The 25,839-nt window shown below is 68.3% G+C and carries 24 protein-coding genes and 1 tRNA gene; 21 read left to right on the forward strand and 4 right to left on the reverse strand.

Annotation, left to right across the window (positions count from 1 at the left end; translation table 11 throughout):
- Positions 1-132 precede the first annotated feature (132 nt).
- The 9 genes from AB8K43_RS11500 to eno all read left to right on the forward strand — a co-directional run bounded on the left by AB8K43_RS11500 (position 133) and on the right by eno (position 11,204).
- Positions 133-591 (forward strand): adenylyltransferase/cytidyltransferase family protein, encoded by a 459-nt coding sequence (locus tag AB8K43_RS11500; protein ID WP_370894343.1) that lies wholly within the window; start codon positions 133-135, stop codon positions 589-591.
- A gap of 24 nt (positions 592-615) precedes the next feature.
- Positions 616-1,203, forward strand: coding sequence for an aminoacyl-tRNA hydrolase (gene pth / locus AB8K43_RS11505; protein WP_370894344.1), 588 nt, complete (start codon positions 616-618; stop codon positions 1,201-1,203).
- A 58-nt stretch (positions 1,204-1,261) separates the two neighbouring features.
- Positions 1,262-4,867, forward strand: coding sequence for a transcription-repair coupling factor (gene mfd, locus AB8K43_RS11510; protein WP_370894345.1), 3,606 nt, complete (start codon positions 1,262-1,264; stop codon positions 4,865-4,867).
- Between the two features lie 30 nt (positions 4,868-4,897).
- Entirely contained in the window at positions 4,898-5,470 is a 573-nt protein-coding gene (locus AB8K43_RS11515; protein WP_370894346.1) for a hypothetical protein, read from the forward strand.
- A 16-nt stretch (positions 5,471-5,486) separates the two neighbouring features.
- A complete protein-coding gene (locus AB8K43_RS11520) occupies positions 5,487-6,296 on the forward strand; it encodes a MazG nucleotide pyrophosphohydrolase domain-containing protein (protein WP_370894347.1) in 810 nt (269 codons plus the stop codon).
- 54 nt (positions 6,297-6,350) lie between these two features.
- Positions 6,351-7,811 carry an FAD-dependent oxidoreductase gene (locus AB8K43_RS11525; protein WP_370894348.1) on the forward strand — a complete coding sequence of 487 codons (1,461 nt, stop codon included), beginning with the start codon at positions 6,351-6,353 and terminating at the stop codon, positions 7,809-7,811.
- Positions 7,808-8,323 (forward strand): hypothetical protein, encoded by a 516-nt coding sequence (locus AB8K43_RS11530; RefSeq protein ID WP_370894349.1) that lies wholly within the window; start codon positions 7,808-7,810, stop codon positions 8,321-8,323. The genes AB8K43_RS11525 and AB8K43_RS11530 overlap by 4 nt, the downstream gene beginning before the upstream one ends.
- On the forward strand, positions 8,320-9,822 hold the full coding sequence (locus AB8K43_RS11535; protein ID WP_370894350.1) for an aldehyde dehydrogenase family protein: 1,503 nt from the start codon (positions 8,320-8,322) through the stop codon (positions 9,820-9,822). Before AB8K43_RS11530 ends, AB8K43_RS11535 begins: the two co-directional genes overlap by 4 nt.
- Before the next feature lie 101 nt (positions 9,823-9,923).
- The gene (eno, locus tag AB8K43_RS11540) at positions 9,924-11,204 is read left to right on the forward strand and encodes a phosphopyruvate hydratase (protein WP_370894351.1); all 1,281 of its coding nucleotides are present in this window, start codon (positions 9,924-9,926) and stop codon (positions 11,202-11,204) included.
- Between the two features lie 73 nt (positions 11,205-11,277).
- Here the strand turns inward: eno and AB8K43_RS11545 are convergent, their stop codons facing one another.
- On the reverse strand, positions 11,278-12,126 hold the full coding sequence (locus tag AB8K43_RS11545) for a class I SAM-dependent methyltransferase (protein ID WP_370894352.1): 849 nt from the start codon (positions 12,124-12,126) through the stop codon (positions 11,278-11,280).
- A gap of 196 nt (positions 12,127-12,322) precedes the next feature.
- On the opposite strand from AB8K43_RS11545, the gene AB8K43_RS11550 reads away from it, so the two are divergent.
- From AB8K43_RS11550 to AB8K43_RS11585, 8 genes are all read left to right on the forward strand, one after another.
- Positions 12,323-12,817: a septum formation initiator family protein gene (locus AB8K43_RS11550; protein WP_370894353.1), complete on the forward strand. Its 495-nt coding sequence runs from the start codon at positions 12,323-12,325 to the stop codon at positions 12,815-12,817.
- 9 nt (positions 12,818-12,826) lie between these two features.
- On the forward strand, positions 12,827-13,360 hold the full coding sequence (locus AB8K43_RS11555; protein WP_370894354.1) for a DUF501 domain-containing protein: 534 nt from the start codon (positions 12,827-12,829) through the stop codon (positions 13,358-13,360).
- Positions 13,361-13,362: 2 nt separating this feature from the next.
- On the forward strand, positions 13,363-14,328 hold the full coding sequence (locus tag AB8K43_RS11560) for an exopolyphosphatase (RefSeq protein ID WP_370894355.1): 966 nt from the start codon (positions 13,363-13,365) through the stop codon (positions 14,326-14,328).
- Between the two features lie 109 nt (positions 14,329-14,437).
- Positions 14,438-14,770, forward strand: a complete 333-nt coding sequence (locus tag AB8K43_RS11565) for a PadR family transcriptional regulator (RefSeq protein WP_370894356.1) — start codon at positions 14,438-14,440, stop codon at positions 14,768-14,770.
- A complete protein-coding gene (locus AB8K43_RS11570) occupies positions 14,767-15,780 on the forward strand; it encodes a hypothetical protein (RefSeq protein ID WP_370894357.1) in 1,014 nt (337 codons plus the stop codon). The genes AB8K43_RS11565 and AB8K43_RS11570 overlap by 4 nt, the downstream gene beginning before the upstream one ends.
- A gap of 85 nt (positions 15,781-15,865) precedes the next feature.
- Positions 15,866-15,940 (forward strand) — tRNA-Leu (locus AB8K43_RS11575).
- A gap of 161 nt (positions 15,941-16,101) precedes the next feature.
- Positions 16,102-17,043: a Bax inhibitor-1/YccA family protein gene (locus AB8K43_RS11580; protein WP_370894358.1), complete on the forward strand. Its 942-nt coding sequence runs from the start codon at positions 16,102-16,104 to the stop codon at positions 17,041-17,043.
- A gap of 12 nt (positions 17,044-17,055) precedes the next feature.
- On the forward strand, positions 17,056-17,328 hold the full coding sequence (locus AB8K43_RS11585) for a hypothetical protein (RefSeq protein WP_370894359.1): 273 nt from the start codon (positions 17,056-17,058) through the stop codon (positions 17,326-17,328).
- Positions 17,329-17,345: 17 nt separating this feature from the next.
- Here AB8K43_RS11585 and AB8K43_RS11590 read toward each other — a convergent pair whose 3' ends face one another.
- Positions 17,346-18,569: an acetyl-CoA C-acetyltransferase gene (locus AB8K43_RS11590; RefSeq protein WP_370894360.1), complete on the reverse strand. Its 1,224-nt coding sequence runs from the start codon at positions 18,567-18,569 to the stop codon at positions 17,346-17,348.
- A 108-nt stretch (positions 18,570-18,677) separates the two neighbouring features.
- Positions 18,678-19,685, reverse strand: coding sequence for an SGNH/GDSL hydrolase family protein (locus tag AB8K43_RS11595; RefSeq protein WP_370894361.1), 1,008 nt, complete (start codon positions 19,683-19,685; stop codon positions 18,678-18,680).
- A gap of 201 nt (positions 19,686-19,886) precedes the next feature.
- On the opposite strand from AB8K43_RS11595, the gene AB8K43_RS11600 reads away from it, so the two are divergent.
- Both AB8K43_RS11600 and AB8K43_RS11605 read left to right on the forward strand, forming a co-directional pair.
- Entirely contained in the window at positions 19,887-21,899 is a 2,013-nt protein-coding gene (locus tag AB8K43_RS11600; protein WP_370894362.1) for an FAD-dependent oxidoreductase, read from the forward strand.
- A 167-nt stretch (positions 21,900-22,066) separates the two neighbouring features.
- On the forward strand, positions 22,067-23,038 hold the full coding sequence (locus AB8K43_RS11605) for an ornithine cyclodeaminase family protein (RefSeq protein ID WP_370894363.1): 972 nt from the start codon (positions 22,067-22,069) through the stop codon (positions 23,036-23,038).
- Between the two features lie 158 nt (positions 23,039-23,196).
- Here the strand turns inward: AB8K43_RS11605 and msrA are convergent, their stop codons facing one another.
- Positions 23,197-23,904, reverse strand: coding sequence for a peptide-methionine (S)-S-oxide reductase MsrA (gene msrA, locus AB8K43_RS11610; protein ID WP_370894364.1), 708 nt, complete (start codon positions 23,902-23,904; stop codon positions 23,197-23,199).
- 112 nt (positions 23,905-24,016) lie between these two features.
- Here msrA and AB8K43_RS11615 point away from each other — a divergent pair, with 112 nt between their 5' ends.
- Together AB8K43_RS11615 and AB8K43_RS11620 are read left to right on the forward strand one after the other, a co-directional pair.
- Entirely contained in the window at positions 24,017-24,970 is a 954-nt protein-coding gene (locus AB8K43_RS11615) for an ATP-binding cassette domain-containing protein (RefSeq protein ID WP_370894365.1), read from the forward strand.
- Positions 24,967-25,824: an ABC transporter permease gene (locus AB8K43_RS11620; RefSeq protein ID WP_370894366.1), complete on the forward strand. Its 858-nt coding sequence runs from the start codon at positions 24,967-24,969 to the stop codon at positions 25,822-25,824. Before AB8K43_RS11615 ends, AB8K43_RS11620 begins: the two co-directional genes overlap by 4 nt.
- Positions 25,825-25,839: the final 15 nt, after the last annotated feature.

The raw sequence follows: 25,839 nt of genomic DNA on the forward strand, positions 1-25,839 counted from the left end.
CGACGCTACCGTGAGGTGCCCTTGCGTCGGCACGGCCTCGGCAAGAGAACTTCTTGCCCCAAACGGCTGCGAAGTCCCGATCCGGCCGATAGCCTCTTCGCGGACAGGTGGCAGTGGGGCTAGAGGGGGATCGTGAGCGTCATCGGGTATGCGGCCGGCGCGTGGGACATGTTCCACGTCGGCCACCTCAACATCTTGCGGCACGCTGCGTCGCGCTGCGATTTCCTGATCGCCGGGGTCGTCGATGACGACATGCTGGAGGCTGCCAAGGGACGCCGCCCGGTCGTGCCCGTCCACGAGCGCGCCGAGATCGTTTCTCACATCCGCTATGTCGACGCGGTGCACGTCGAGACCCAGCCGGACAAGGTGCTCACCTGGCGCGAGCGCCCCTTCGATGTCTTCTTCAAGGGTGACGACTGGAAGGGAAGCCCCAAGGGGCTGGAGTTGGAGCGCCGCTTCGCCGAGGTTGGCGTGCGGGTCGAGTACTTCCCCTACACCGTGCACACGTCGAGCACGGCGTTGCGGCGGGCGCTGGACTCCGTGAGCCCGCCCGGTTCGCCGCGGCTCTCGGTCGGCGAGGCGCGCCGCTAGCCGAAGCGACTACCCTTCGCCAGCGTGAGTGATACCTGGCTCGTCATCGGTCTTGGGAACCCCGGACCCCAGTACGCCGGCAATCGGCACAACGTCGGGGCCATGGTCGTCGATGAGTTGGCGGCACGCGCGGGGGTCACCTTGCGCACGCATAAGGCGGGGGCGAGCGCCGAGTCGATCCGGGTCGGTGGTGTCCCTGGCCCCCGCGCGATCATCGCCGTCCCACACTCCTTCATGAACCTCTCGGGAGGACCGACCAAGGCCCTCGCCTCCTTCTTCTCGGTCGACCTCGACCACGTCGTCGTGATCCACGACGAACTCGACATCCCCTTCGGCGAAGTCCGGCTCAAACGCGGCGGCGGCGAAGGGGGGCACAACGGTCTGCGCTCGATCTCCTCCAGCGTGGCGAGCAAGGACTACCAGCGGGTGCGGGTCGGGATCGGCCGGCCACCGGGGCGCACGGACGCTGCCTCCTTCGTGCTGAAGGACTTCTCGACACCAGAGCGTAAGGAACTGCCCTTCCTGCTCGACGCGGCTGCCGATGCCGTCGAGCTGCTGATCACCAGGGGTCTTACCGAGGCTCAGCAGGTGGTGCACGCGCCGAAGCCGTGAGGTCCGCTCGGGCGTGAGTCCCGGGTTGTCGCCCTGCTGAGGCACACTGGTCTGCGGTATGAGTGAGACGAACTTGGCCCCCCTTGGTGCCCGCCTGCACGACCTCCCGGTGGTCCGTACCATCCGCGAGCATCTCGGCTCCACTGCGGAACTTGATGTCGTGGCGCCCGCCGGTCTGCGCGCGCCGTTGGTCGGCGCGCTCGATGCGCCCGGGGTGCAGCTCGTGATCACCGCGACGGCACGCGAGGCCGATGACATGGCGAGCGCGTTGCGCGCCATGCTGCCCGAACACGACGTGGCGACCTTCCCCTCCTGGGAGACGCTCCCGCACGAGCGGCTCAGCCCCCGCAGCGACACCGTCGGGCGTCGCCTCGCCGTCCTACGCCGCCTCGCTCACCCCGACCCGGATGACCCGACGTATGGCCCGCTCCGCGTCGTCGTCGCTTCGGTCCGCGCCGTGCTCCAGCCGATCGCTCGTGGTCTCGGCGATCTCGAACCGGTCGCGCTGCGGGTCGGCGATGAGCGCCCGCTGGAGGAGCTCGCTGCCGACCTCGCGGCCGCCGCCTACGTCCGCACCGACTTGGTCGAGCGGCGCGGTGAGTTCGCCATCCGCGGCGGAATCCTCGATGTGTTCCCGCCGACGGAGGAGCACCCCCTTCGCGTCGAGTTCTTCGGGGACGAAGTCGAAGACATCCGGTGGTTCAAGGTCGCCGACCAGCGCAGTCTCGAGCCCGCCGAGCATGGCCTCTGGGCACCGCCGTGCCGAGAGATTCTGCTGACTGACTCGGTGCGAGCGCGCGCCGCCGAGCTGGCCGAGCAGCTCCCCGGGGTCGCGGACATGCTGACCAAGGTCGCCGAGGGGATCGCCGTGGAGGGGATGGAATCCCTCGGGCCGGCGCTCGTCGATGGCATGGAGTCCGTGCTCGATGTCCTCCCGCAAGGCAGCGGCGTCGTGGTCGCCGACCCCGAGCGCGTGCGGACCCGCGCCCACGACCTCGTCGCGACGAGTGAGGAATTCCTTCAGGCGTCCTGGGCCAATGCCGCCGCCGGCAATCAGGTCCCGATCGATCTCGAAGGGGTGCTCGGCACCGCGTCGCACTGGACGATCGCCGAGGCTCGTGAGCACGCGCTCGACGTGGGTCTGCGGTGGTGGACGCTCACCCCCTTCGCCATCGATGAAGACCTTGCCGACCGGATGGCCGATGCGGTCGAGCACGATCACGTGACGATCCGGATCGAGGCCGAGGAGGCCCCCCGCTATCGCGGAGACACCGAAGCCGCCGTGAGTCAGGCCCGGGAGTGGATCGCCGAGGGTTGGCAAATGCTGATCGCGACCGACGGTCCGGGGCTTGCGACGCGCGTCGCCGAAGTCCTGCGTGAGCATGACCTCCCGGTCCGCCTCGGCGGCGAGACCGCCGACGGCATCATCGCCATCACCGCCGCGCGGATCGGCACCGGCTTCGTGCTGCCGGAGGAACGTCTCGCGGTCTTAAGCGAGGCCGACCTATTGGGCTCCTCCGGGAGCGGCGGTTCCACTCGCGATATGCGGGCGATGCCCTCGCGGCGGCGCAAGCAGGTCGATCCGCTCTCCCTGCGTCCCGGGGACCACGTCGTGCACGAGCAGCACGGCGTCGGCACCTTCGTCGAGATGATGCAGCGCACCGTCGGCGGTGCGACCCGCGAGTACCTCGTGATCGAGTACGCGCCGTCGCGCCGCGGGCAGCCCGGCGACCGCCTCTTCGTCCCGAGTGATCAACTCGATCAGGTGACGCGCTACGTCGGGGGCGAGTCGCCGACGATCAACAAGATGGGTGGCAGCGACTGGAGCAAGACCAAGTCGCGGGCCAAGCGCTATGTGAAGCAGATCGCCGGTGAGCTGATCCGGCTCTACAGCGCGCGGATGGCGACCAAGGGTCACGCCTTCGCGCCGGACACCCCGTGGCAGCGCGAGCTCGAGGATGCCTTCGCGCATATCGAGACCCCCGACCAGTTGAGCACCATCGATGAGGTCAAGGCCGATATGGAGCTCGCGGTCCCGATGGACCGCCTGGTCTGCGGTGATGTCGGCTACGGCAAGACCGAGATCGCCGTCCGGGCCGCTTTTAAGGCCATCCAGGACGGCAAGCAGGTCGCGGTGCTCGTCCCGACGACGCTGCTCGTCCAACAACACCTCAACACCTTCTCCGAGCGCTACGCGGGCTTCCCCGTCGTCGTGAAGGCCCTCAGCCGCTTCCAGACCGACAAGCAGGCCAAGGAGGTGCTCGCCGGGCTCGCGGACGGTTCGGTCGACCTCGTGATCGGCACCCACCGGCTCCTCGGCAACGAGGTGAAGTTCAAGGATCTGGGCTTGGTCGTGATCGACGAGGAGCAGCGCTTTGGCGTCGAGCACAAGGAGCAGTTGAAGGCGATGCGCACCGCCGTCGACGTCCTTGCGATGTCGGCGACGCCGATCCCGCGCACGCTGGAGATGGCCGTGACCGGCATCCGCGAAATGTCCACGCTCGCGACGCCCCCGGAGGAACGTCATCCGGTGCTGACCTTCGTCGGTCCGTCCGAGGACCGTCAGGTAGCGGCCGCGATTCGGCGCGAGTTGATGCGCGAGGGCCAGGTCTTCTTCGTCCACAACAACGTCTCGACGATCGAACGCACCGCCTCCCACCTGCGCGAACTCGTCCCCGAGGCGCGGATCGAGACCGCTCACGGCAAGATGGGTGAGCACCGCCTGGAGCAGGTCGTCCTCGACTTCTGGGAGCGCCGCTTCGACGTGCTGGTGTGCACCACCATCGTCGAGACCGGCCTCGACATCTCCAACGCCAACACCTTGATCCTCGACCGGGCGGATCGGCTCGGGCTCTCCCAGCTGCACCAGTTGCGCGGCCGCGTCGGCCGGGGCCGCGAGCGCGCCTACGCCTACTTCCTCTACCCGCCGGATAAGCCCCTCACCGAGACCGCGCACGACCGGCTGCAGACGATCGCGTCTAACACCGACCTCGGTGCGGGCATGCAGGTCGCGATGAAGGACCTCGAGATTCGCGGTGCGGGCAATCTCCTCGGCGGCGAACAGTCCGGGCACATCGCGGGCGTGGGCTTTGACCTCTACGTGCGTCTCGTCGGCGAGGCGGTCTCGGACTTCAAGGGCGAAGGGGGCAGCGCGCCGGCCGAGATGAAGATCGAGCTCCCGGTCAACGCCCACCTGCCGCACGAGTACATCCCGGGGGAGCGGCTCCGCCTGGAGGCCTACACCAAGCTCGCCGCGGCGAGCGACGACAACGAACTCGGCGAGATCGTCGACGAACTGCGCGATCGCTATGGCGATCCGCCGGAGCCGGTCGAGAACCTCGTCGCGGTGGCGCGGCTGCGGATCCTCGCGCGCACCGCGGGTCTGACCGAGATTGCGATGCAGGGCCAACAGGTCCGGTTCGCCCCCGCCGAGTTGCGTGAATCCCAGCAGCTCCGCCTCGCCCGGGTCTACCCGCGCTCGCTCTATAAGGAAGGGACCCGTACGATCTTGGTGCCGAAGCCGACCACGGCCCGGATCGGGGGCAGCCCCCTTCGGGACCAGGCGGTGCTCACCTGGGCGAGCGAGCTGATTCACTCGGTCTTGCTCGACCAGATTGCTCCGTCGGCTGACTCCGGATCGACCGTCGCCGGGTCCGCCCGCTGATAGCTCTTAAGAAAAACGCGAAAGGACCTGATGATCGTGATCGCTCGTCATCGCCTCGCCGCCGTCGCGCTGGTTGCTGCCGGCGCCCTCACCCTCGGCGCCTGTGGTGGAGGTGACACCCCGGCCGCTGTCGTCAACGGCCACGAGACCACGATCGCCGATGTCCAAGACGCGACCCGGGCGGCCAATGAGATCGCCGCACGCAATGGCCAGCAGCCGACCTCGCCCTCCCAGGTGCTCGGCACCCTCATGTACTCAAGCGAGGTGATCGCCTTCGCCGAAGAAAATGGGATCGCGGTCCCGACCACCGACTGGGTGCGCTCCGAGGTCGGCAAGGTTGTCGACGTCGGTGACGGTGCGATCACCTACTACCGGACGATGATCGCCGCCCAGGGCCTAAATCAGGAGCAGGGCGCCAAGTTGGGGGAGCGGCTGCAGTCGACCTCGGTGACGCTGAACCCGCGCTATGGCCGGGTCAATGACCAGCACATGCTTGAGGCGTGGGGAGCGGACTGGATCAAGCCGGTCGAAACGGCCGACCCGAACGCGGCCGATCCGGGTGCCCCGGCACCGGCCCCGGACGCACCCGCGCCTACTCCCTGATCAGGACGACCCTTCCATGAGCGGGCCGAGCCGGACCGACGCTCAGGCGGGACGTGTCCTGCTGCTCGCTGCTAGCCCACGAGTGGCGCCGGGACTGCTGAGCCGCGAAGCCTGGCGCGCGCTGGACGAAGCCGATCTGCGGCTGGCGTCCGCCTCGGACGAGCCGCTCGCGCTCGCGGTCACCGCGGAGGGTTTGGCCTTGGAGGCCACCGCCGCGACCTCCGCAGACCTTCTGGCCCGCGAGCTTGTGACCACGGCCGAGCAGGGGCGGACGGTCGTGTGGTTGGGTTCCGCGGACGGTGACCCTGGGTTGCACGACGCGCTCGCGGCGGAGGTCTCGGCGCGCACCTCGCCGCCCGACATCGAGGTGATCGTCGGCTCGTGGGATGCCCAGGGCGCGCGGTTGCTCGATGCCGTCGCGGTGATGGACCGCCTCCGGTCCCCAGGCGGGTGTCCGTGGGATGCCGAGCAGACCCACGAGAGCCTCCTGCCGTATCTGCACGAAGAGGCCGAAGAGGTCGCCGAGGCCATCTCGGGCCTCGCCGACGGGCGGACTCACCCCGAGGATGTCCGTGAGGAACTCGGCGACGTCCTGCTCCAGGTCCTCTTCCACGCTCGGGTCGCGCAAGAGGCGAGCGATTCTCCCTTCGATATCGACGATGTCGCCGGGACCTTGGTCGCGAAGTTGGTCCGGCGCCATCCCCACGTCTTCGGGGACGCCTCCGCCAGCACTCCGGCCGAGGTCGAGGAGCAGTGGGAGCGGATCAAGGTCGCCGAGCGAGTGGAAAAGGCCACATCCCGCTCCCCGTCGACTACCGACGGGTAGCATCGTCAGGGCTCCCGCGTGGAGCATCCCCTGACGCGAAGAAGGAGGCCGAGATTGGCCCTCACCAGTGCAACGGTCACAGCGAGCGACGAGAGCACGAGATATGACGCGATCGTCGTCGGTGCCGGGACCTCGGGCGGGACAATGGCCCGCGATCTGGCCGAAGAGGGTTTGCGAGTCCTGGTCCTCGAAGCCGGCCCGCACCTTTCTCGCGAGACCTACCCCCGCAATGAACTCGACGGAAATAGCTGGCTGTATTGGGGCGGGGGGGTCGAGCTGAACACCGACGCCTCGATCGGGACGCTGCGCCCCCGGGTCGTCGGCGGCGGGGGCATCGTCAATCAAGCCCTGATGGACCGTTTCGATGACATCGCGCTCGATGATTTCCGCGCCGCCTCCGGAGTCGATTTCTTCCGCCGCGACGCGATGGCGCCGTACTACGAGCAGGCCGAGTCCCGGATGGCGCTCGAGGAGGTCCCCGAGCAGTACCGCAACCGCAATGCCGAGATCTTCGCCGAGGGGTTCGCGCGCAATGGCTATCGCGTCAAACCCTTGCGCCGCGCCGAATCCAACTGCCATTTCGAAGAGGGCAACTCCTGCGTCGAGTGTCTCGGCGGGTGCCGGATCGACTCCAAGCAGAGCCCCAATGTCACCTCGATCCCGAAGGCCCTCGCGGCCGGGGCCCGCCTGATCTCGCAGATGGAGGTCGGCGAGGTCGCCGAGACCGCCGATGGGGTAGTGGTCCGCGCCCGTGGCGCCGATGGCGTGGAGCGCACCTTCCGCGGCGCCCGGCTCGTGCTCGCTTCGGGCGCGATCGGCAACTCAAAGTTGCTGTTGTCCTCGGGCTTTGATGAGCGCCTGCCGCGGATCGGGCACGACTACTACACCCACCCGCAATACATGAACCTCGCCCTCTACGACGAGCCGGTGGGAGCCTTCCGCGGTCCGTTGCAGAACTACAAGTCGGACGATGCCGGGTTCCGGCGGCAGGGATTCAAGCTCGAAAATGTCTTCGCGGGACCGGTCGGGATCGCGATGCTCGTCCCCGGGATTGCCCGAGAGCACAGCGAGGTGATGGCCCAACTCGACCATCTCGCCTGCGTGGAGGTGTGCGTGCGGGACACGACGCCGGGGCGGATCAGGATCGCAAAGGGAGCGACGGGCGTGAAGGGGGCAATCGGCACCGCCCCGGTCATCGACAAGCGCCTCGGCGATGAGGACAAGCGGCGCCGCGACCACGGCATGGACGCGATCCGCAACATCTTCTACTCCACTGGAGCGAAGAAGATCATCCCCGGGCGGATCGGGATCGGTCTGCACCTCATGGGCGGGCTCGGGATGGGTCAGGGCGCGGACGACTCCGTGGTCGGTGCCGATTTCCGGCTGCATGGCTCCCGGCGGATCTGGGCGGCGGACTCCTCGATCTTCCCCAATGCCCCCGGAGTAAACCCATCGCTCACCATCCAGGCCCTGTCGATCAAGGCTGCCGAGACCATCGTGAAGGAGAGCCGATGAACGCCGGACCCATCGTGCCGGAGGTGGCACCACTAACGGCCGCCCAGCGTCGCGGCCTGCACAAGCTCGGCGACATTGTGATCCCCGGCGATCCCGAGGCCGGGCTGCCGAGCTTTACCGACTCGGGTGTCGCCGACGAAGTCCACCGGATGCTGGCGTGGATGTACGAGTCCGATCGCTCCGCCGTGCTGATGATGCTCGATGCCTTCGCCCGCATGCCCCGTCCGGCGGTGCGGGCCGTCGTCGAAGCGACGGAGCGCGGCGACCGCGCCCCCGGTCCGCTCGGTGCGGGCCTGCGGATGGCGAGCTTCGGCGTCAAGGGGCTCATCGTGTCGCTCTACTACTCCGGCGTGGATCGCGGTGGAGTGGTCCATGGGGCGATTGGATATGACGCGACGATCACCGCGCACCCAGAAGAGCCTGACCGTAGCCTCGCGTCCAGCGCCTCGCTCCCACCGAGCGGACTGGCCCCCCTTCACCCGACCCCCTCGCAGCCGGAAGTGAGCGTATGACCAAGCCCTACCCCGACCCGCAACTCACCGCAGCCGGGGCGATCGAGCGCGCCCGAGCCGCGGCGCCGTCCCTGGCGCGCCCCACGATCAAGGAACGGGTCGCTCACCTGGCCCGGCTCCGCTCCGCGATCCTCGCGCGCCGCGAGGAGATCATCGACGTCGTCCAGGCCGACACCCGCAAGTCGCGCTCGGACATCCTCGTCTCGGAGATCTTCGGCGGCCTTGATGTCGTCTTGTGGTGCGAGAAGAACGCCGCCGACGCGCTCGCCGATGAGAAGGTCCCGACCCCACTCACGATGATGGGCAAGAAGTCCCTCATCGCCTACGAGCCGCTCGGGGTGCTGCTCGTCATCTCGCCGTGGAATTACCCCTTCTATCAGGCGATCGCCCCGATCGCGCTCGCCATCGCCGCGGGCGACACGGTGGTCTACAAGCCGAGCGAGCACACCCCCTTGACCGGGCTCATCGAATCCCTCCTGGAGGACGCGTCCTTCGCCCCGAACTGGGTGCAGATCATCTACGGCGATGGTGCCGTGGGTGCCGATCTGCTCGCGCAGGGCCCGGACAAGGTGATGTTTACCGGCTCGACCGCGACCGGGAAGAAAATCATGGCCGCGGCGGCCGAGCAGCTCATCCCCGTCGAACTCGAGCTCGGCGGCAAGGACGCGATGATCGTCTTTGACGACGTTGACATCGACCGCGCCGTGGCCGGGGCCCTCTGGGGCGGGCTCACCTCGACCGGTCAGTCCTGCACCTCGGTCGAGCGGATCTATGTCCAGGACGGGATCTACGACGTCTTCGTGCCGGCGCTGGTCGCAGGCGCCCAGGCCATCAAGCAGGTCGTCGACGCCGATGGGGACGGTGACATCGGTGGGATGGTGACCGAGGCGCAGGTGCGCGTCGTCGCCGAGCACATCGCCGATGCCAAGGCAAAGGGGGCCACGGTGCGCACCGGTGCCGACTGGGATGGGTCCAACCCCCTCATCCCGCCGATGGTGATCACCGACATCCCCGGCGACGCCCTGATCGCGAGCGCGGAGACCTTCGGCCCGGTGCTACCGGTCTACCGCTTCACGACCGAGGCCGAGGCGATCGAGCGCGCCAACGCGAGCGATTTCGGTCTGACCGGGAGCGTGTGGAGTAAGGACCTGGACCGGGCGACGCGGGTCGCGCGCGCCCTTCGGGTCGGGGGAGTCTCCATCAACAACGTGATGGCGACCGAGGCGACCCCCGCTCTGCCCTTCGGCGGTGTCGGCAATTCCGGGATGGGGCGGTACAAGGGTGTCGCCGGGCTGCGCGCCTTCGCCCACGCGAAGTCGATGGTGATCGACAAGGACTCATCGGTCATCGAGGCGAACTGGTTCCCGTACACGAAGGAAAAGCACGAGCTCTTCACCCAGATGATGCTCGCGTGGTTCTCCGATCGCGCCGACCGGCTGCCGCGCTTCGCCCTCTTCGGCACCAAGCTGGAGAACTACTCGAAGAAGGCCCGCCGCTAAACCGGTGTCAGGAAGGGGGCGAGCCCGCTTCGTGGCTGAGCGATAGGGTCGGGAGTGGGACTTCACCCCCTTCGCCAACCCTTTGAGGAAGTGACCTAATCGTGGCCAGCATCGAAGCAATCGGAGCCCGGGAGATCCTGGACTCGCGCGGTAACCCCACCGTCGAGGTCGAGGTGGCCCTCGACGACGGCACCATCGCCCGCGCTGCCGTCCCGAGCGGCGCCTCGACCGGCGCGTTCGAGGCCGTCGAGCGTCGGGACGGGGACAAGAAGCGCTACCTCGGCAAGGGCACGCAGGACGCCGTGACCGCCGTCGAGGACGACCTGATGCCCCGCCTGCTCGGCTTCGAGGCCAGCGAGCAGCGCCTCGTCGACGGCGAAATGCTCGCCATCGACGGCACCGACAACAAGGGGACGATCGGCGCCAACGCGATCCTCGGCGTCTCGCTCGCCGTCGCCCGCGCCGCAGCCGACTCCGCTGGCCTGCCCCTCTTCCGCTATGTCGGTGGGCCGAACGCGCACATCCTGCCGGTGCCGATGATGAACATCTTGAACGGCGGCAGCCACGCGGACTCCAATGTCGACATCCAGGAGTTCATGATCGCGCCGATCGGTGCGCCGTCCTTTAAGGAGTCTCTCCGTTGGGGCGCCGAGGTCTACCACGCCCTGAAGGCCGTCCTGCACGACAAGGGCCTCTCGACCGGTCTCGGTGACGAAGGGGGCTTCGCGCCGAACCTCGACTCCAACCGCGCCGCCCTTGACCTCATCATCGAGGCGATCAAGGCCGCCGGGTACGAGCCGGGCAAGGACATCGCCCTCGCCCTCGACGTCGCCGCGAGCGAGTTCTACAGCGACGGCTCGTACACCTTCGAGGGCGCGAGCAAGTCCGCCGACGAGATGGTCGCCTACTACAGCGAGCTCGTCGACGCCTACCCGCTCGTCTCGATCGAAGACCCGCTGAACGAGGACGACTGGGATGGCTGGGTCGCGATGACCACCGCGCTCGGCGACAAGGTCCAGCTCGTCGGCGACGACCTCTTCGTCACCAACCCCGAGCGGCTCGGCAAGGGCATCGACATCGGCGCCGCCAACGCGCTGCTCGTCAAGGTCAACCAGATCGGCTCGCTCACCGAGACCCTCGACGCGGTCGAACTCGCTCAGCGCAACGGCTACCGCTGCATGATGAGCCACCGCTCCGGTGAGACCGAGGACGTCACGATCGCCGACCTCGCCGTCGCGACCAACTGCGGCCAGATCAAGACCGGCGCCCCGGCCCGCTCCGAGCGCGTCGCGAAGTACAACCAGCTCCTGCGCATCGAGGAGGAACTCGACGACGCGGCGGTCTACGCCGGCGCCGGCGCCTTCCCCCGCTTCAAGGGCTAACGGACACACGCTCGACGAGCACGTCGCGAGCCCCCTTCGCCTGGCGAAGGGGGCTCGCTCGTCGTTGCTGCGGCTAGTCGACGGTGCTCAGCCAGATCGAACCGGGCCGAGAGGAGCGCAACGGCGCAGGCACGGCCTCGCGGTGCTCGGTCCAGTACCAGTCGGAGAAGAAGTCGATCTGCCATCGTGCGCTGTCCGCTAAGAGCGCATGCAGGAGATAGATCTCGGTCCACGCGCGTCCCTGACGGAGCCAGGAGTCGGGATACTCAAACGGCCAGAAGATGTCGTGAATCTGGACGTGCACGCCATCGGGGAGAAGGGGGAGCGTGTGAAGGAAGAGGTGGAGCACGTCGGAGCCGGGCTTGGCGACATGGGTCGAGTCGATGAAGAAGATATCGCCCGGCGCAACCAGGGCGGCAAGGTCCGCGGGAGGGATGTCCTGGACCTGCTCTTCGCGGATGGTGACCCGCGCGGAATCAGCGGGCCGAAGGACCGACCTCAGCCGGTCGGCGTAGGGGTCGACGCAAAGGACGGAGGTCTCGAGGTCGAAATCGTCGATGGTGTCGAGGGCGATCGCGGTGGAGTACCCGGATCCGATCTCGACGAACGAGCGGGGACGAACCCGCCGGATCATCGCGCGCAGCACTGCCGCATCGGAGGCTCCGAACCACACATTGCCGTCGACCCAACGGTTATTTGCCGGCAGGGCAAGGTCCAGCTGACGGGCCAGTTCGATCTGGTGGTCGGGGCGAAGGTCGACGCCGAGCGGTTCACCGTTTGCGTGGATCGCGCGTTCGAGGTCGGCGCTGTTCGGCAGAGGTGAGTAATAGTGTCCGGGCGGGACATATTGGGGGTCGGAGATGTCCGCACGGAGGTTCAAGAGCACCTTCTTCGCGGCATTAACGGTGCTTCTCCCGATCATGTTCGAAAGGCTATCCAGCGGTCACTGCACTGTCTTTCGAATGCGATAAAGCGGTCACCTGGCGGGCCTCGACCCGGCCGAGCCGGACCACGCCACGTGAAGTGGCGGCCGCGGTGGGTCGCTCCCGGGGAACGGCGCCCTCGGCACCTAGGCTTAAAGCGCGCATCCCGCACCGCGACAGCTAGGAGTGAACCGCATGACGCCTCGGAGTCCGCGACGCCCGAGTGGCTCGCGCCCGGCGACGCGCGGCACCCGCAAGCTCGGCGAGCGGCGCCCTCCGACGACGCAGCGCAAGGCGATGATGACCACCCGGCGGTGGATCGCGCTGGGTTCGATCCTGGTGGTGCTCGCGGCGATGATCGGGCCGACGATGAAGTCCTATCTCGACCAGCGCGCTCGCATGCACGAGCTCGCCGCGTCCAACGAGATCCTGGACAAGCGGGTTGCCGAACTCGAGCGCGAAAAGGCCCTATGGGAGACCGACTCCTATGTCGAGGCCCAGGCCCGCAAGCGGCTGAAGTTCGTCAAGGTGGGCGACCAGGCGTACACGGTGATCGATCCGAACGCCAAGCCGACCGAGGTCGACCCGGACACCGGCACGGCCGTCGCGGAGTCGCAACTGCCCTGGTATCGACAGATCGAGGACTCCGCTAAAGCGGCCGATGACCCGAATCATGCGCCGGGGCCGTAATCTGCTGGCGTGACCGACCACGACCGCGCTACCCCAGAGGGGATCAGCGACGCTGACCTCGCCATGGCCGAACGCCAGTTGGGCCGCCCCCTTCGCGGCGCCATCGACGTCGCGTATCGCTGCCCCTGCGGAGGTCCGGCAGTGGTGCGGACGCTGCCGCGGCTACCGGATGGCACCCCCTTCCCGACGAGCTACTACGCGACCTGCCCGCGCCTCACGGGCGCGATCTCGACCCTGGAGAGCCAGGGACTCATGGTCGAGCTCAGCGAGCGGATCGCGAACGACGAGGAGTATCGAGCAGCGTACGAGTGCGCCCACGAGGACTATCTGGCTCGGCGGGGTGAACTCGGCGAGGTACCCGAAATCGACGGGATCTCGGCCGGCGGGATGCCGACTCGCGTGAAGTGCCTCCATGTGGTTGCGGCGCATGCACTGGCGGTCGGGCCGGGAGTGAACCTGCCCGGCGACGAAACCCTGGACCGGCTACCGCAATGGTGGACGGCAAACCCCTGCTGCGGCGGCGCCGCAGACGAAAGCGAGTGACCATGCGGGTCGGAGCCATCGACTGCGGGACGAATTCGATCCGCCTCCTCATCGCGGACGTGACCATCTCCGACGATGGGGCGCGCTCGCTCGTCGACGTCGAACGCACGATGGAGGTCGTCCGGCTCGGCCAGGGTGTCGACCAGACCGGTCGACTCGACCCGCAGGCCTTGGAGCGGACCCTGATCGCCGCGCGTCGCTACGCCGAGCAGTGCCGGGACGCTGGGTGTGAGGCGGTGCGCTTCGTCGCGACCTCCGCGACCCGCGATGCCGAGAACTCGGCGGACTTCGTCCAGGGCGTGCGCGAGGCCTTCGCGGACTTCGGGATTGAGCCCGAGGTGGTCTCCGGTGACGAAGAGGCAGAGCTGTCCTTTGCCGGTGCGACGGGGGCCCTTGCGACCGAAGAGATCGAGGGGCCGTACCTCGTGGTGGACCTCGGCGGCGGTTCGACCGAGATCGTGCGCGGCACGCACGACGTGATGGGAGAGATTTCCCTCGACATCGGCTGCGTCCGAATGACCGAGCGACACCTCCACTCCGACCCGCCGACCCAGGCCGAGGTCGACGCCGCCCGCGCCGACATTGCCGAAGCGCTCGATCGCGCCGAGGCGACCGTGGGCTTCGGCGGGATCCACTCGCTCGTCGGGCTCGCCGGCTCGATCACCACGGTGACCGCGCACGCCCTTCGCCTGCCCGCGTACGACTCCGCCGCCATCCACCTCGCGACGCTCTCCCCGAGCGAGGCGATGGACGCCGCTGAGGAGCTCGTCCAGTTCACCCGCGCCGAGCGGGCCGCGCTCGGCTTCATGCATCCGGGCCGGGTCGACGTGATCGGCGCCGGGGCACTCGTCTGGTACGAGATCATCGACCGGGTCCGGGCGGCAAGCCCTGGGGTAACGGTCGTGACCTCCGAAAAGGACATCCTCGACGGCATCGCCTTCTCCGCCGCCGAGCGCGCGAGCGGCTGACCTCCGCAGACTTTCCGCACGGTGGCGTGAGACACGGTGTTTTAGTAGGTGCGGTAGTGCGGACTGCGTAGTAGTGTGTCAGTCACAACACCGAGAAGGGGGTGCGCCCGTGGACTCAACTCAATTGGTCAAAGGGGTGCTGGACCTTGCCGTGCTGGCTGTCGTGGCCGACGAGGACGGCTATGGATATGACATCGTCCGGCGGCTGCGCAGTGGGGGGCTTGAAGACGTCGGTGACGCGTCGGTCTACGGCACGCTCCGGCGGCTGTACGCGGCGGGCGTCCTCACGTCCTATGTCGTGCCCTCCGACGAGGGACCACACCGCAAGTACTACGGCATCAACCCACGCGGCCGCGACGTCCTGCGCGACCACGGGAAGACGTGGCGCGCCTTCGCGACCACGGTCGACGGATTCTTGACCACGGCAGGAGTAGACCAGTGAACACGCAGGCAGTGCACCCCGAGGTGGCCCAGTACGTCGCGCAGGTTCGCGCCTACCTCGCCGATCTCAGTCCCGACGAGGTCGAGGAGCTCACCGCCGGGCTCGAGGCCGACCTGACCGACGAGCGCGAGGAGAGCGAAGGGGGTGCCGCCTGGCGAGCCCGGGTGGGTGAGCCGGCGACCTACGCCGCCGAACTGCGCGCGGCGGGAGGCCTCCCTCCGGCTCGGCCGGCGCCCCCATCGGAGAGGAATCTCGACCCCTTCGAGCAGGCGGTGGCGCGCTGGGACGCGTGGGCCAAGCCGGAGTGGCTACAACCCCTGCTCGAGGTCGCGCGCGTCTTCGCCCCCGTGGGATGGGTGCTGAGGGGCGCCATCGCGGCCTTCGCGACGGTCGGGCTCGTCGGTCTGATCAGCGCCTCGCTGCTCCTTCCCGGCCTCGTCGCTCTGGTGGGCCTGGTCGCGCTCTCGATCTGGTTGGGGCTCCAGGTCCGGCAGGGGCACGTCTGGGCACGGGTGATCGGGGCAGTGGGTAACGCCTTCGCGGTCGCGGTCGCCGCTGTCGTCCTGTTCTTCATGGTCCAAGGCGCGACGGCATCAGCGGACTACTCGGACATGCCAGTCCAGGACGTCTCGGGCCTCACGATCGACGGCGAGCCGGTGACGAACCTGTACGCCTACGACGCTGACGGCAACCGAGTCGAGCGGATTCGCCTCTTCGACCAGCGTGGTCGGGCCCTGAAGGTCTTCACTGAGCAGGCGACGGCCGATGGAGGCCGCGAAAGCCGCGAGGAAACGGTCTTTCCCGTCCCCAACGGAGGCGACCCGTGGAAGCCGGCCCTGAGCGAGGACGGCCTGGAGCCCTGGGAACCGGCGCTGCGCCTCACCCCCCTTCAACTGGTGAGCCCATCCGCCTCTCCCAGCGCTGCCCCGACGCCGTCGCCGAGCACGAGCCCCCGCGAGGACGGACGGGATTCGAGCGGGTCACGGACGACGTCTCCACCGACCCGCTAGGGAGGTCACGAAGCCAGGGGTGGGCGCGGTGCAGGGGGCCGCGCCCACCCCTTCGTGCCGCTTTCGCGCCCCTTAGGATTGACCTGCCCCCGTAGCCCAACTGGCAGAGGCAGGCGACTTAAAATCGCCACAGGTGCGGGTTCGAATCCCGTCGGGGGCGCCTTAGGGTGTCCGCCGCCGATGCTCGTAACGGGGGCCGCGCGAGGCTCCACCGGATCGTTGCCGTCCAGTCAGGCGCCTGTCAGTCATGGCATTTATGCTGGTCGCAGTTCTCGACGTCGGCGAAGACGATCCGCCGATGCGCCCCGACCAGGAGGACCGATGTCCAACCCCTTCCTCGACCGGATTGAGCGAGGCGCTCAAAACGGTTACGCAGGCTTTCGTGAGTCGGCGCCCCAGCAGCAGGCCCAGCCCCAGCAGAGCCAGTACCCGCAGCAGGGCTACGGCCAGCAAGGCTACGGCCAGCAGGGCTACGGCTACCAGCAGCCGCCCGCTCCGTCGGGCTATGGCCAGCAGGGTCAGTTCGGGCAGCAGTACCCGCAGCCCGGGCAGCAGCAGGTCCCGGCGCCGTATGACGATGGCCGCGCCGTCACCCTCGATGACGTGATGATGAAGACCGCGACGCTCTTCGCGGTCTTGATGGTGACCGCCATCCCGGCGTGGTTCCTGGCGCCGAACTTCGGCCCGGTCTTTTGGGGTGTCGGCCTGATCGCCACCTTGGGTCTCGGCTTTGCGATCTACCTCAAGAAGACGATCAGCGTCCCGTTGATCCTCGCCTACGCGGCCTTCCAGGGGCTCTTCGTGGGTTCGATCAGCCGGACCTATGCGCTGGCCTTCGACTCGGAGAACACCCCGATCTTCCAGGGCATCGTCGTCCAGGCGGTCCTTGCGACCCTGTGCGTCTTCGGTGCGATGTTCGCCCTCTATAAGACCGGCGTCATCAAGGTCACCCAGAAGTTCCGCTCGATCGTCTCGATGGCGATCCTCGGTTACTTCGTCTTCGCGATGATCAACCTCGGCTACGCGATGCTCACCAACACCCCCTTCGGGTTCGGCGGGACGACCTGGCTCGGGGTCGGGATCTCGCTGTTTGCCACCGGGCTCGCCGCGGTGACCCTGACCCTCGACTTCGACTCGATCGAGAAGGCGGTTGCGGCCCGTGCGCCGGAGAAGTTCTCCTGGCTGCTCGCCCACGGCCTGCTGGTCACGATCATCTGGCTGTACCTCGAGATCCTGCGTCTGCTCGCCCGCATGCGCGACTAGAGGTGATCGACCGTGACCGTTTCACCCGTCCCCGAGACGGTCGCGCGCGAACTGACCCGCGCGGTCCGGCGGTGGCAGCAGTTGCCGCTGGACCGCGCGGTCTCCTTTGTCCCGGCCGTGCATGACCTGATGGCCGAACTCGCGGGCACCGATGTGCCGGACCTCGGGCCGGCAGTGATCATGGACCAACTCCGGGTCGTGATCTACGACGCTTATCAGGCGGGCGAGCCGCCCCCTTCGGACCTGGACGATCGTCTGGCGGAGCTGCGCCTCACCTGGGCGTAACGGTCGTGCCGCGTCGATCAGGAGAGGCGTTCGTAAATAATCGCCATGCCCTGACCACCACCGACGCACATGGTCTCGAGGCCGAAGGTGCCGTCGGTCGCCTGCAGGCCGTTGAGCAGGGTGGTCGTGATGCGGGCGCCGGTCGAGCCGAAGGGGTGACCGAGGGCGATCGCCCCACCGTTGATGTTGAGCTTGTCCTCGTCCATCCCGAGGTCATCGGCGCTCGCGAGCACCTGCACCGCGAAGGCCTCGTTGATCTCGTAGAGATCCATGTCCGAGATCGACATCCCCGCGTGAGCAAGGGCCCGACGCGACGCCTCGACCGGGCCGAGGCCCATGATCTCGGGGGAGAGCCCCGAGACGCCGGTCGCGACGACCCGGGCGAGCGGGGTGAGGCCGAGTTCCTTGGCGCGGGTGTCGCTCATGACGACCACAGCGGCGGCGCCGTCGTTGAGCGGGCAGCAGTTGCCGGCGGTGACGGTGCCGTTCTCCCGGAAGACGGGCTTCAGGCCCTGCAGTGCCTCGAGGGTGACACCCGGGCGCGGACCGTCGTCGGTGCTGATCACGGTGCCGTCGGCGAGGGTGACCGGCGCAATCTCCCGCTCGAAGAAGCCGGACTTGATGGCGGCTTCGGCGCGGTTCTGCGAGCGCACGCCCCACTCGTCCATCCGGAGGCGGTCCATGCCGCGCACGGTGGCGACATTTTCGGCGGTCTGCCCCATCGACAGGTAGACATCGGGCAGCAGACCCTCATCGCGCGGGTCGGTCCACACCTCGTTGGTCTCGGCCATGCGGGCGCTGCGCTCGGCGGCCTCGGCGAAGAGGGGGTTCTGGTCCTCCAGGCTGGAGCCCCCGGCTCCGGAGAAGCTGTTGTAGTTCGAGACGCTCTCGACACCGCCGGAGACGAAGATGTCGCCCTCGCCAGCCTTGATCGCGTGGTACGCCATCCGCGTGGTCTGGACCGAGGACGCGCAGAAGCGGTTGATCGTGGCTGCCGGGAGGGCGTCGTAGCCGGCGAGGACCGCGATGACGCGGGCCATATTGGAGCCGGCCTTGTGCGACGGCTCGGCGCAACCCCAGTAGAGGTCGTCGATGGTGTTGGGGTCGAGCCCGGGCACCTTGGCGAGGGCAGCGTGGAGCACCTGGACCGAGAGATCGTCGGGTCGGATGTCCTTCAGTGAGCCCTTGAACGCTCGCCCGATCGGGGTGCGAGCGGTCGAGACGATGACGGCTTCGGTCATTGGTCCTCCATGGTTCGTGGCGACGCGGCCCGGCAGGGCAGCGTCGGCCTCAGATGCCTGCTGGCTCGATGGTAATGCCCAGTGAGCGCTTGCTTAGCGTGCGTTCGCTCACCCTGGGTCGGTTGGGAGTGGGGCCGGGGCCTGGCGGCGCCGCCGGAGCATGGCGAAGCGCCCGCGCGGTCCGATCGCGTCGCCGTCGACGGTCGTCGGGCTAACCTCGGTACCAGGCGTCTCGACCGCACGGTCGGCCGCCTCGCTCACCGGCTCGACCCCTTCGCCGCGGTGCGCCTGCGGTTGATCATCGTGCGGGCCGCCACCGGGCCAGGCCTCGAGTGCGGCGGCGACGCTCGGTAGCAGCGCGGAGGCGACCCGCGCATAGCCAGCGGCCGAGGGGTGGAAGCGGTCCTTGCTGAACATCACCGCCGGACTCGCCTCGAACTCCGGCCCCAGCAGGTCACCCATGGAGACCGTGCGCGCCCCCGCCTCCACCACGGCGACGGTCTGCGCGGCAGCCAACTCGCGGCTCCAGCGACGAAGAAGCTCCGAGAGAGGGAAGGGAATGGGCTCGACGGTGCCAAGATCCGGGCAGGTCGCGACGACGACCGGGACATCGAGAGTGCGCAGGTACCGCACGGTGCGCTCGAGGTGCTTCACGGCAGTCCGCCGGTCGATCCGATGCGTGACGTCGTTGCCGCCGATCAGGATGACCGCGACATCGGGTTGATTCATCCGAGCGAGCGCGCGGGAGAGTTGAGCGGGCAGATCGGAGGACTCGGCCCCGATCACGGCCTCGTTGATGAGCTCGACCGGGCGACCCATGATCGCGGCGAGCCCACCGGCGAGGATTGCCCCGATCGTTTGGTATCGGTTGTCGGCGCCGAGACCGGCAGCGGTGGAGTCGCCCAGGATCAACAGTTCGACTGGGGTTCCGGGGGCGGCGCCGTAGGTACCGTCGTCATCGGGTGCGCCGTCGAAGGGGGAGCCGACCAGGTGGCGGGCGAACTTGCCCTGGAGTTGGATCAGCCCATACCCGAGACCACCGGCCGCGGCAGCGGCGCCAGCCGCCCCCACGGTTCCGAGCGCTAGTCGCCCCACGGTCCGTCCGAGCCCTGCCATCGGCGTGCTGCCCCCTTCGCGATCGCTCCGGTCACCCACAACCCTAGGCGCCCGGCGTTGGCCGCCCAACCCCTCGACCGGCCCCTGACGTGTCACGTGCCACATTGATTGGGTTGGTGCGCGAGTGGGCAGAGATGATGTGCTGCAACGATAGACGCGTTCCCTGACGCACCACATGACCAGACAAGGAAGTGCCGGTCGATGACTGAGTACCCCCACCTCTTCGAGCCGCTCGACCTCGGCTACACGACCCTGCCGAACCGCACGATCATGGGATCGATGCACACCGGGCTCGAGGACAAGGCGCGCGACTTCGACCGGCTCGCGACCTTCTACGCCGAGCGGGCCAAGGGTGGCGCCGGGCTCATCGTGACCGGCGGCTTCGCGCCGAACCTCGTCGGGACCTTCTATCCCGGCGCCTCCAAACTGACCACTCGCCGCGAGGCGCGGCAGCACCAGCAGATCACCGAGGCCGTGCATGAGGCGGGCGGCAAGATCGCGCTGCAGATCCTGCACGCCGGGCGCTACTCCTACCACCCCTTCTCGGTGTCGGCCTCCTCCACCAAGGCCCCGATCAGCAAGTTCACCGCGCGGGCTCTGAGCGAGAAGGGGGTCCGCCGCCAGATCCGCGCTTTCGCTCGGGCCGCGGAACTCGCCCGGATCGCGGGGTACGACGGCGTCGAGATCATGGGCTCCGAGGGGTACTTCATCAACCAGTTCCTCGCGCCGCGGACCAACCAGCGCACAGATGGGTGGGGCGGGAGCCCGGAGAATCGGCGTCGCCTGCCCGTCGAGGTCGTCCGCGCGGTGCGCGCCGCGGTCGGTCCCGACTTCATCATCTTGTACCGCCTCTCGGTCCTCGACCTCGTCGAGGATGGCCAGACCTGGGACGAGATCGTCGCGCTGGCCAAGGAGATCGAGGCGGCGGGGGCCAGCATCATCTCGACCGGGATCGGCTGGCACGAGGCGCGGGTCCCGACGATCGTGACCTCGGTGCCCCGCGGTGCCTTCGTCGCGAGCGCGGCCCGGCTGCGCCCGCACGTCTCGATTCCGGTGGTCACGACCAACCGAATCAACATGCCCGATGTCGCCGAGGACATCCTCGCTCGTGGGGATGCGGACATGGTCCAGATGGCGCGCCCCTTCCTCGCGGACGCCGAATGGGTCAACAAGGCCGCCGCTGGGACCCCCGAGCGGATCAATACCTGCATCGCCTGCAACCAGGCCTGCCTGGACCACACCTTCTCGGGCAAGACCACGTCATGCCTGGTCAACCCCCGGGCGGCGCACGAGACGATCTTGACGATCGGCCCGACCCAGACCGCGAAGAAGGTCGCCGTCGTCGGCGCCGGCCCGGCGGGGCTGTCGGCGGCCAAGACCGCGGCCGAGCGCGGCCACCGGGTCGAGCTGTTTGAGGCCGGATCCGACATCGGCGGTCAGTTCTCGATCGCGATGCGGATCCCGGGCAAGGAGGAGTTCTCGGAGACGATCCGCTACTTCCGCGGCGAGCTGGACCGGCTGGGCGTCAAGGTCCACCTCGGTTTCCGCGCCGAACCGGAGGACCTGGACGGGTTCGATGAGGTCATCCTCGCGACCGGTGTCGAGCCGCGGGTCCCGCAGATTGAGGGCATCGACCACCCGAGCGTCGTCACCTACCCGCAGGTCGTCTTGGGCGAGGTGGAGGTCGGCAAGCGCGTCGCGGTCGTCGGAGCCGGCGGCATCGGCGTGGACGTGACGGAGTTCCTCACGACGACCTCGTCGCCCACCCTCGACCTGCCCGAGTGGAAGAAGGAGTGGGGCGTCGCCGACGAGTCCGACGCCCGGGGCGGTCTTGCCACCCCCGAGCCCGAGGCGTCTCCGCGCGAGGTCTACCTCGTCCAGCGCAAGACGTCCAAGATCGGCAAGGGCCTCGGCAAGACCTCCGGGTGGGTCCACCGCGCGGCGATCAAGGCGAAGGGGGTCCACCAGATCACCGGAGCCAGCTACGACAAGATCGACGACGCTGGCCTGCACATCACCGTCGATGGTGAGCAGCGCGTCCTCGCCGTCGACCACATCGTGATCTGCGCCGGCCAGGAATCGGTTCGGGCGTTGGTGGAGCCGCTGGAGGACAAGGGCGTCACGGTCACCGTGATCGGCGGCGCCGACGTGGCGGCCGAACTCGACGCCAAGCGCGCGATCAAGCAAGGCACCGAAGTCGCAGCGGCGATCTAACCCCCTTCGTCCTCACTTTGCTTAAGCAGCGCCTAGATGCTCACCCTCGTGGGTAAGCATCTAGGCCTTGCTTAAGCAAAGTCGGCACGAAGGGGGAGCTGCGGGTGGGGCGGGCCTCGGCCGGCACCCCGATTTCGCGGGTTGCCCACGCGATAGCCTCTCGGAGCATGAGTGCACCTGCTGATGGGTCGGACGGCCTGCGTGTCCTGAACCGCTCGGCGCTGGAGGCCCTCGGGCTCACCTGGCCCGAAATCACCGATGTCATCGAAGATGCCTTCGCCCAAAAGGCGCGCGGGGAGGTGCAGAACCCGCCCAAGCCCAAGGTCTCGTCGCGGGAGCGCTCCTTCGCGCATGCCATGCCCGCGTACCTCGGCGGCAGCGACGCGTTGGGCCTGAAATGGGTGACCGGTTACGACACCAACAAGGGCGCGGGCCTGCCTTACATCTACGGCACGGTGATCCTCAACGACTCCTCGACGGGGCGCCCGATCGCCCTGATGGATGGCGGCTGGATCACCGAGATGCGCACCCCGGCCGTCTCCGGCGTCACCATGCGTCATGTGCCGGTCACCGCGGAGCGCTTGGCGATCATCGGCTGCGGAGCTCAGGGGCGCCGACACCTGGAGGTCGCCCTCAGCGAACACCCGCAGGTCGAGCAGGTTCGCCTGTACGACACCGATCCGGAAGCGGCTCGTGCGGTCGCCGCCCTCGCGGGTGAGCGGCGGACCGTGATCGCCGAGTCGCCGGCCCAGTGCGCCGAGGGTGCGGACCTCGTGATCACGACGATCACGAGGGCGCTCGACCCGAAACTGGATGCTCGTCAGACCGCCGAGGATGCGCTCCTTCTCCCCGTGGACTACGACGACGCGCTCGCGGCCAGCGCCTTCCACGAGGCGTCCTTCTACGCCGTCGATGACCTCGGGCAGTACGGGTCGGTGGCGGGGGAGAAGTACTTCTTCGACTTCCCCGAGCCGATCTCGCACTTGGCGGCGATCGTTGCCGGGGAGGTGGAGGTCCCGGCGCGAGGGCGGCGAATCGTGCTCAATATGGGGCTCGCGATGGACGACGTCGCGCTGGCCGCGCTCGTCTATGAGCGGGCGCTCGAGCGAGACCTCGGCCAGGTGGTCGACTTCCCGTAAAGGGCATTGGCGCTCGCGGGCGGCACGGACGCGCGCGGCGATGGCGGGGTCAGAGACATCGGACGGGGAAACATCCCCGTCCGATGGCACGATCCCCGTCCTAGCGGGCCGAAGGGGGCGCCAAGCCCGGAGATGTTCACCGAGCCCAGCGGACGCCCTTAGCTTCGCGGCGGGACGATCTCGCTCTGAGCCGGCACCTCGTCCTGACGCAGAATCCCGACCTGGCAGGTGAGGCCATTCGGCCCGTGGTTGCAATAGCCGCCCGGGTTCGCGTCGAGGTACTGCTGGTGGTACGGCTCGGCGTACCAGAAGGTCCCGGCGTCGCGGGCCGGGCGCATCTCGGTGGTGATCTCGCCATGACCGTGGCGGCGCAGTTCCTCGGCGAAGGCGGCGGAGGTCGCCTCGACGGCCGCGGCCTGCTCGGGCGTGGTCCAGTAGATCGCTGAGCGGTACTGCGTGCCGACGTCATTGCCCTGCCGGTTGGGCGTCGTCGGGTCGTGGTTCTCCCAGAACGCCTTCAGGATCTGCTCCGGCGCGATCTGCGCGGGGTCGTAGGCGACGAGCACCGCCTCGGTGTGGCCGGTCTGGCCCGTGCAGGTCTCCTCGTAGGTCGGGTTGGGCGTGAAGCCGCCCATGTACCCGGCCGCCGTGGTCACGACCCCCGGGAGCCGCCACATGATCCGCTCGGCGCCCCAGAAACACCCCATCGCGATGTAGAGGACCTCGGTGCCCTCCGGCCAGGGTCCTTCCAGCGGGGTCCCGAGGACGCGGTGGGTGGCCGGCAGGTCGAAGGGCCGCTGGTCACGGCCGGTCAGGGCGGACTCGGCCGTAGGCATCGGCGGGTGGGAACGGTAGCCGAAGATCATGGCGCGGATTGTGCCACCGCGACCTGGGCGCTCGCTGGGTCCGGCCGGCCCGCGCAGGCCTCTTCGGAAAAGAGGAGGTGGGTTGTCGGCACTCTCGCCTAGGGTCGCCACCATGAGTTCCCCTGCCATCGAGGCTCATAACCTTGTCAAACGATTCGGCGACCATACGGCCGTCGATCACGTCTCCTTTTCGGTCCCGCGCGGCACCGTGCTTGGACTTCTCGGTCCCAACGGCGCGGGCAAGACCACCTGCGTGCGGATGATGACCACCCTGCTCGAGCCCACGTCCGGCACCGCCACGGTCGCGGGCCATGACGTACGGACCGATCCCCAAGCCGTGCGCCAATCCATGGGGCTGACCGGCCAGGCCGCGACCGTCGACGAGTTGCTGACCGGTCGCGAAAACCTCCGCATGATCGGCGACCTCTACGGCCTCGCGAAGGGGGAGGTGCGCTCGGTGACCGAGGAGCTGCTCGAACGCTTCGACCTCACTGACGCCGGTGACCGCATCGCCAAGACCTACTCCGGTGGCATGCGCCGCCGCCTCGACCTCGCCGTCTCGTTGGTGGCCTCGCCCCCGGTGCTCTTCCTCGACGAGCCGACGACCGGCCTCGACCCGCGCAGCCGACAGGATCTTTGGGGGGTGCTGCGCGACCTCGTCGCCGACGGGACGACGCTGTTGCTCACGACGCAGTACCTCGAAGAGGCCGATCACCTCGCCGATCGCATCGTCGTGATCGACCAGGGCAAGGTGATCGCCGACGGCACGCCACTGCAGCTCAAGGACAGTTCGGGCCAGGCCGCCCTCGTCGTGACCGTCTCTGAAGCCGAGCGCCTCGCCGAAGCCGCCGACCTCGTCCGCTCGGAGGTCGGCGACGTCCACGTCAATGACGCCGCCCGGCAGATCACCGCCGGGACCGAAGGGGTTGGAGCACTTACCCGGATCGCCGCGCGGCTCGATGCCGCCGGGATCGACCTCGACGACATCGGCCTCAAACGGCCCACCCTGGACGATGTCTTCCTCCGATTGACCGGCCACCGCGCCGAGGGCGAGGAGTCCTCATGACCACCATCGATACCCCACCGACGACGACGGCCAGCAACCAAGCGGCCACCCCTCGAGCCAGCGGTGCCCCCTTCGGGCGTCAGGTGCGCACGCTGGTCCGCCGCAACCTCATCCATATCAAGCGCATGCCGGAGATGCTCTCGGACGTCACCATCCAGCCGGTGATGTTTGTGTTGCTCTTCGCCTTCGTCTTCGGCGGCTCAATCCAGACCCAGGGCGCGAACTATCGCGAGTGGCTGCTGCCGGGGATCATGGTCCAGACGATGGCCTTTTCCTCCTTCATCGTGGCGCTCGGCCTCACCAACGACTTGGAGAAGGGGGTCATCGATCGCCTTCGCTCGCTGCCGATCCACCGGGCCGCGGTGCTCGTCGCGCGCAGCATCTCGAGCCTGATCCATTCCTCGATCGGCGTCGTCGTGATGGGGCTCACCGGTCTGCTGGTCGGGTGGCGCATCCACAACGGCGTGCCGAAGGCGCTGCTCGCCTACGGACTGTTGCTCCTCTTCGGTTTCGCGATGATCTGGCTCGGCATCCTCGTCGGCTCCACGATGCGCTCGGTCGAAGCGGTCAACGGGGTGATGTTCTCGACGATGTTCCCGATCACCTTCCTCGCCAACACCTTCGCGCCGAGCGAAAACATGCCGCAGTGGCTTCGGGTGATCGCCGAGTGGAATCCGATTTCCTCGCTCGCCCAGGCCCTGCGCAACCTCTGGGGTAATGGCGCGCCCGCGCCGGCCGACGCCCAGTGGCCGCTGCATCACCCCGAGCTGATGGTCGTGATCTGGTCGGTCGGGCTCTGCCTGATCCTCGCCCCGCTCGCGCTGCGCGCCTTCGGGCGGCGGACCTCCGCCTAACCCCCCGAGATCTCC

It is taken from the genome of Janibacter sp. GXQ6167 (assembly GCF_041365945.1).
Classification (GTDB): Bacteria; Actinomycetota; Actinomycetes; order Actinomycetales; family Dermatophilaceae; genus JBGFSK01.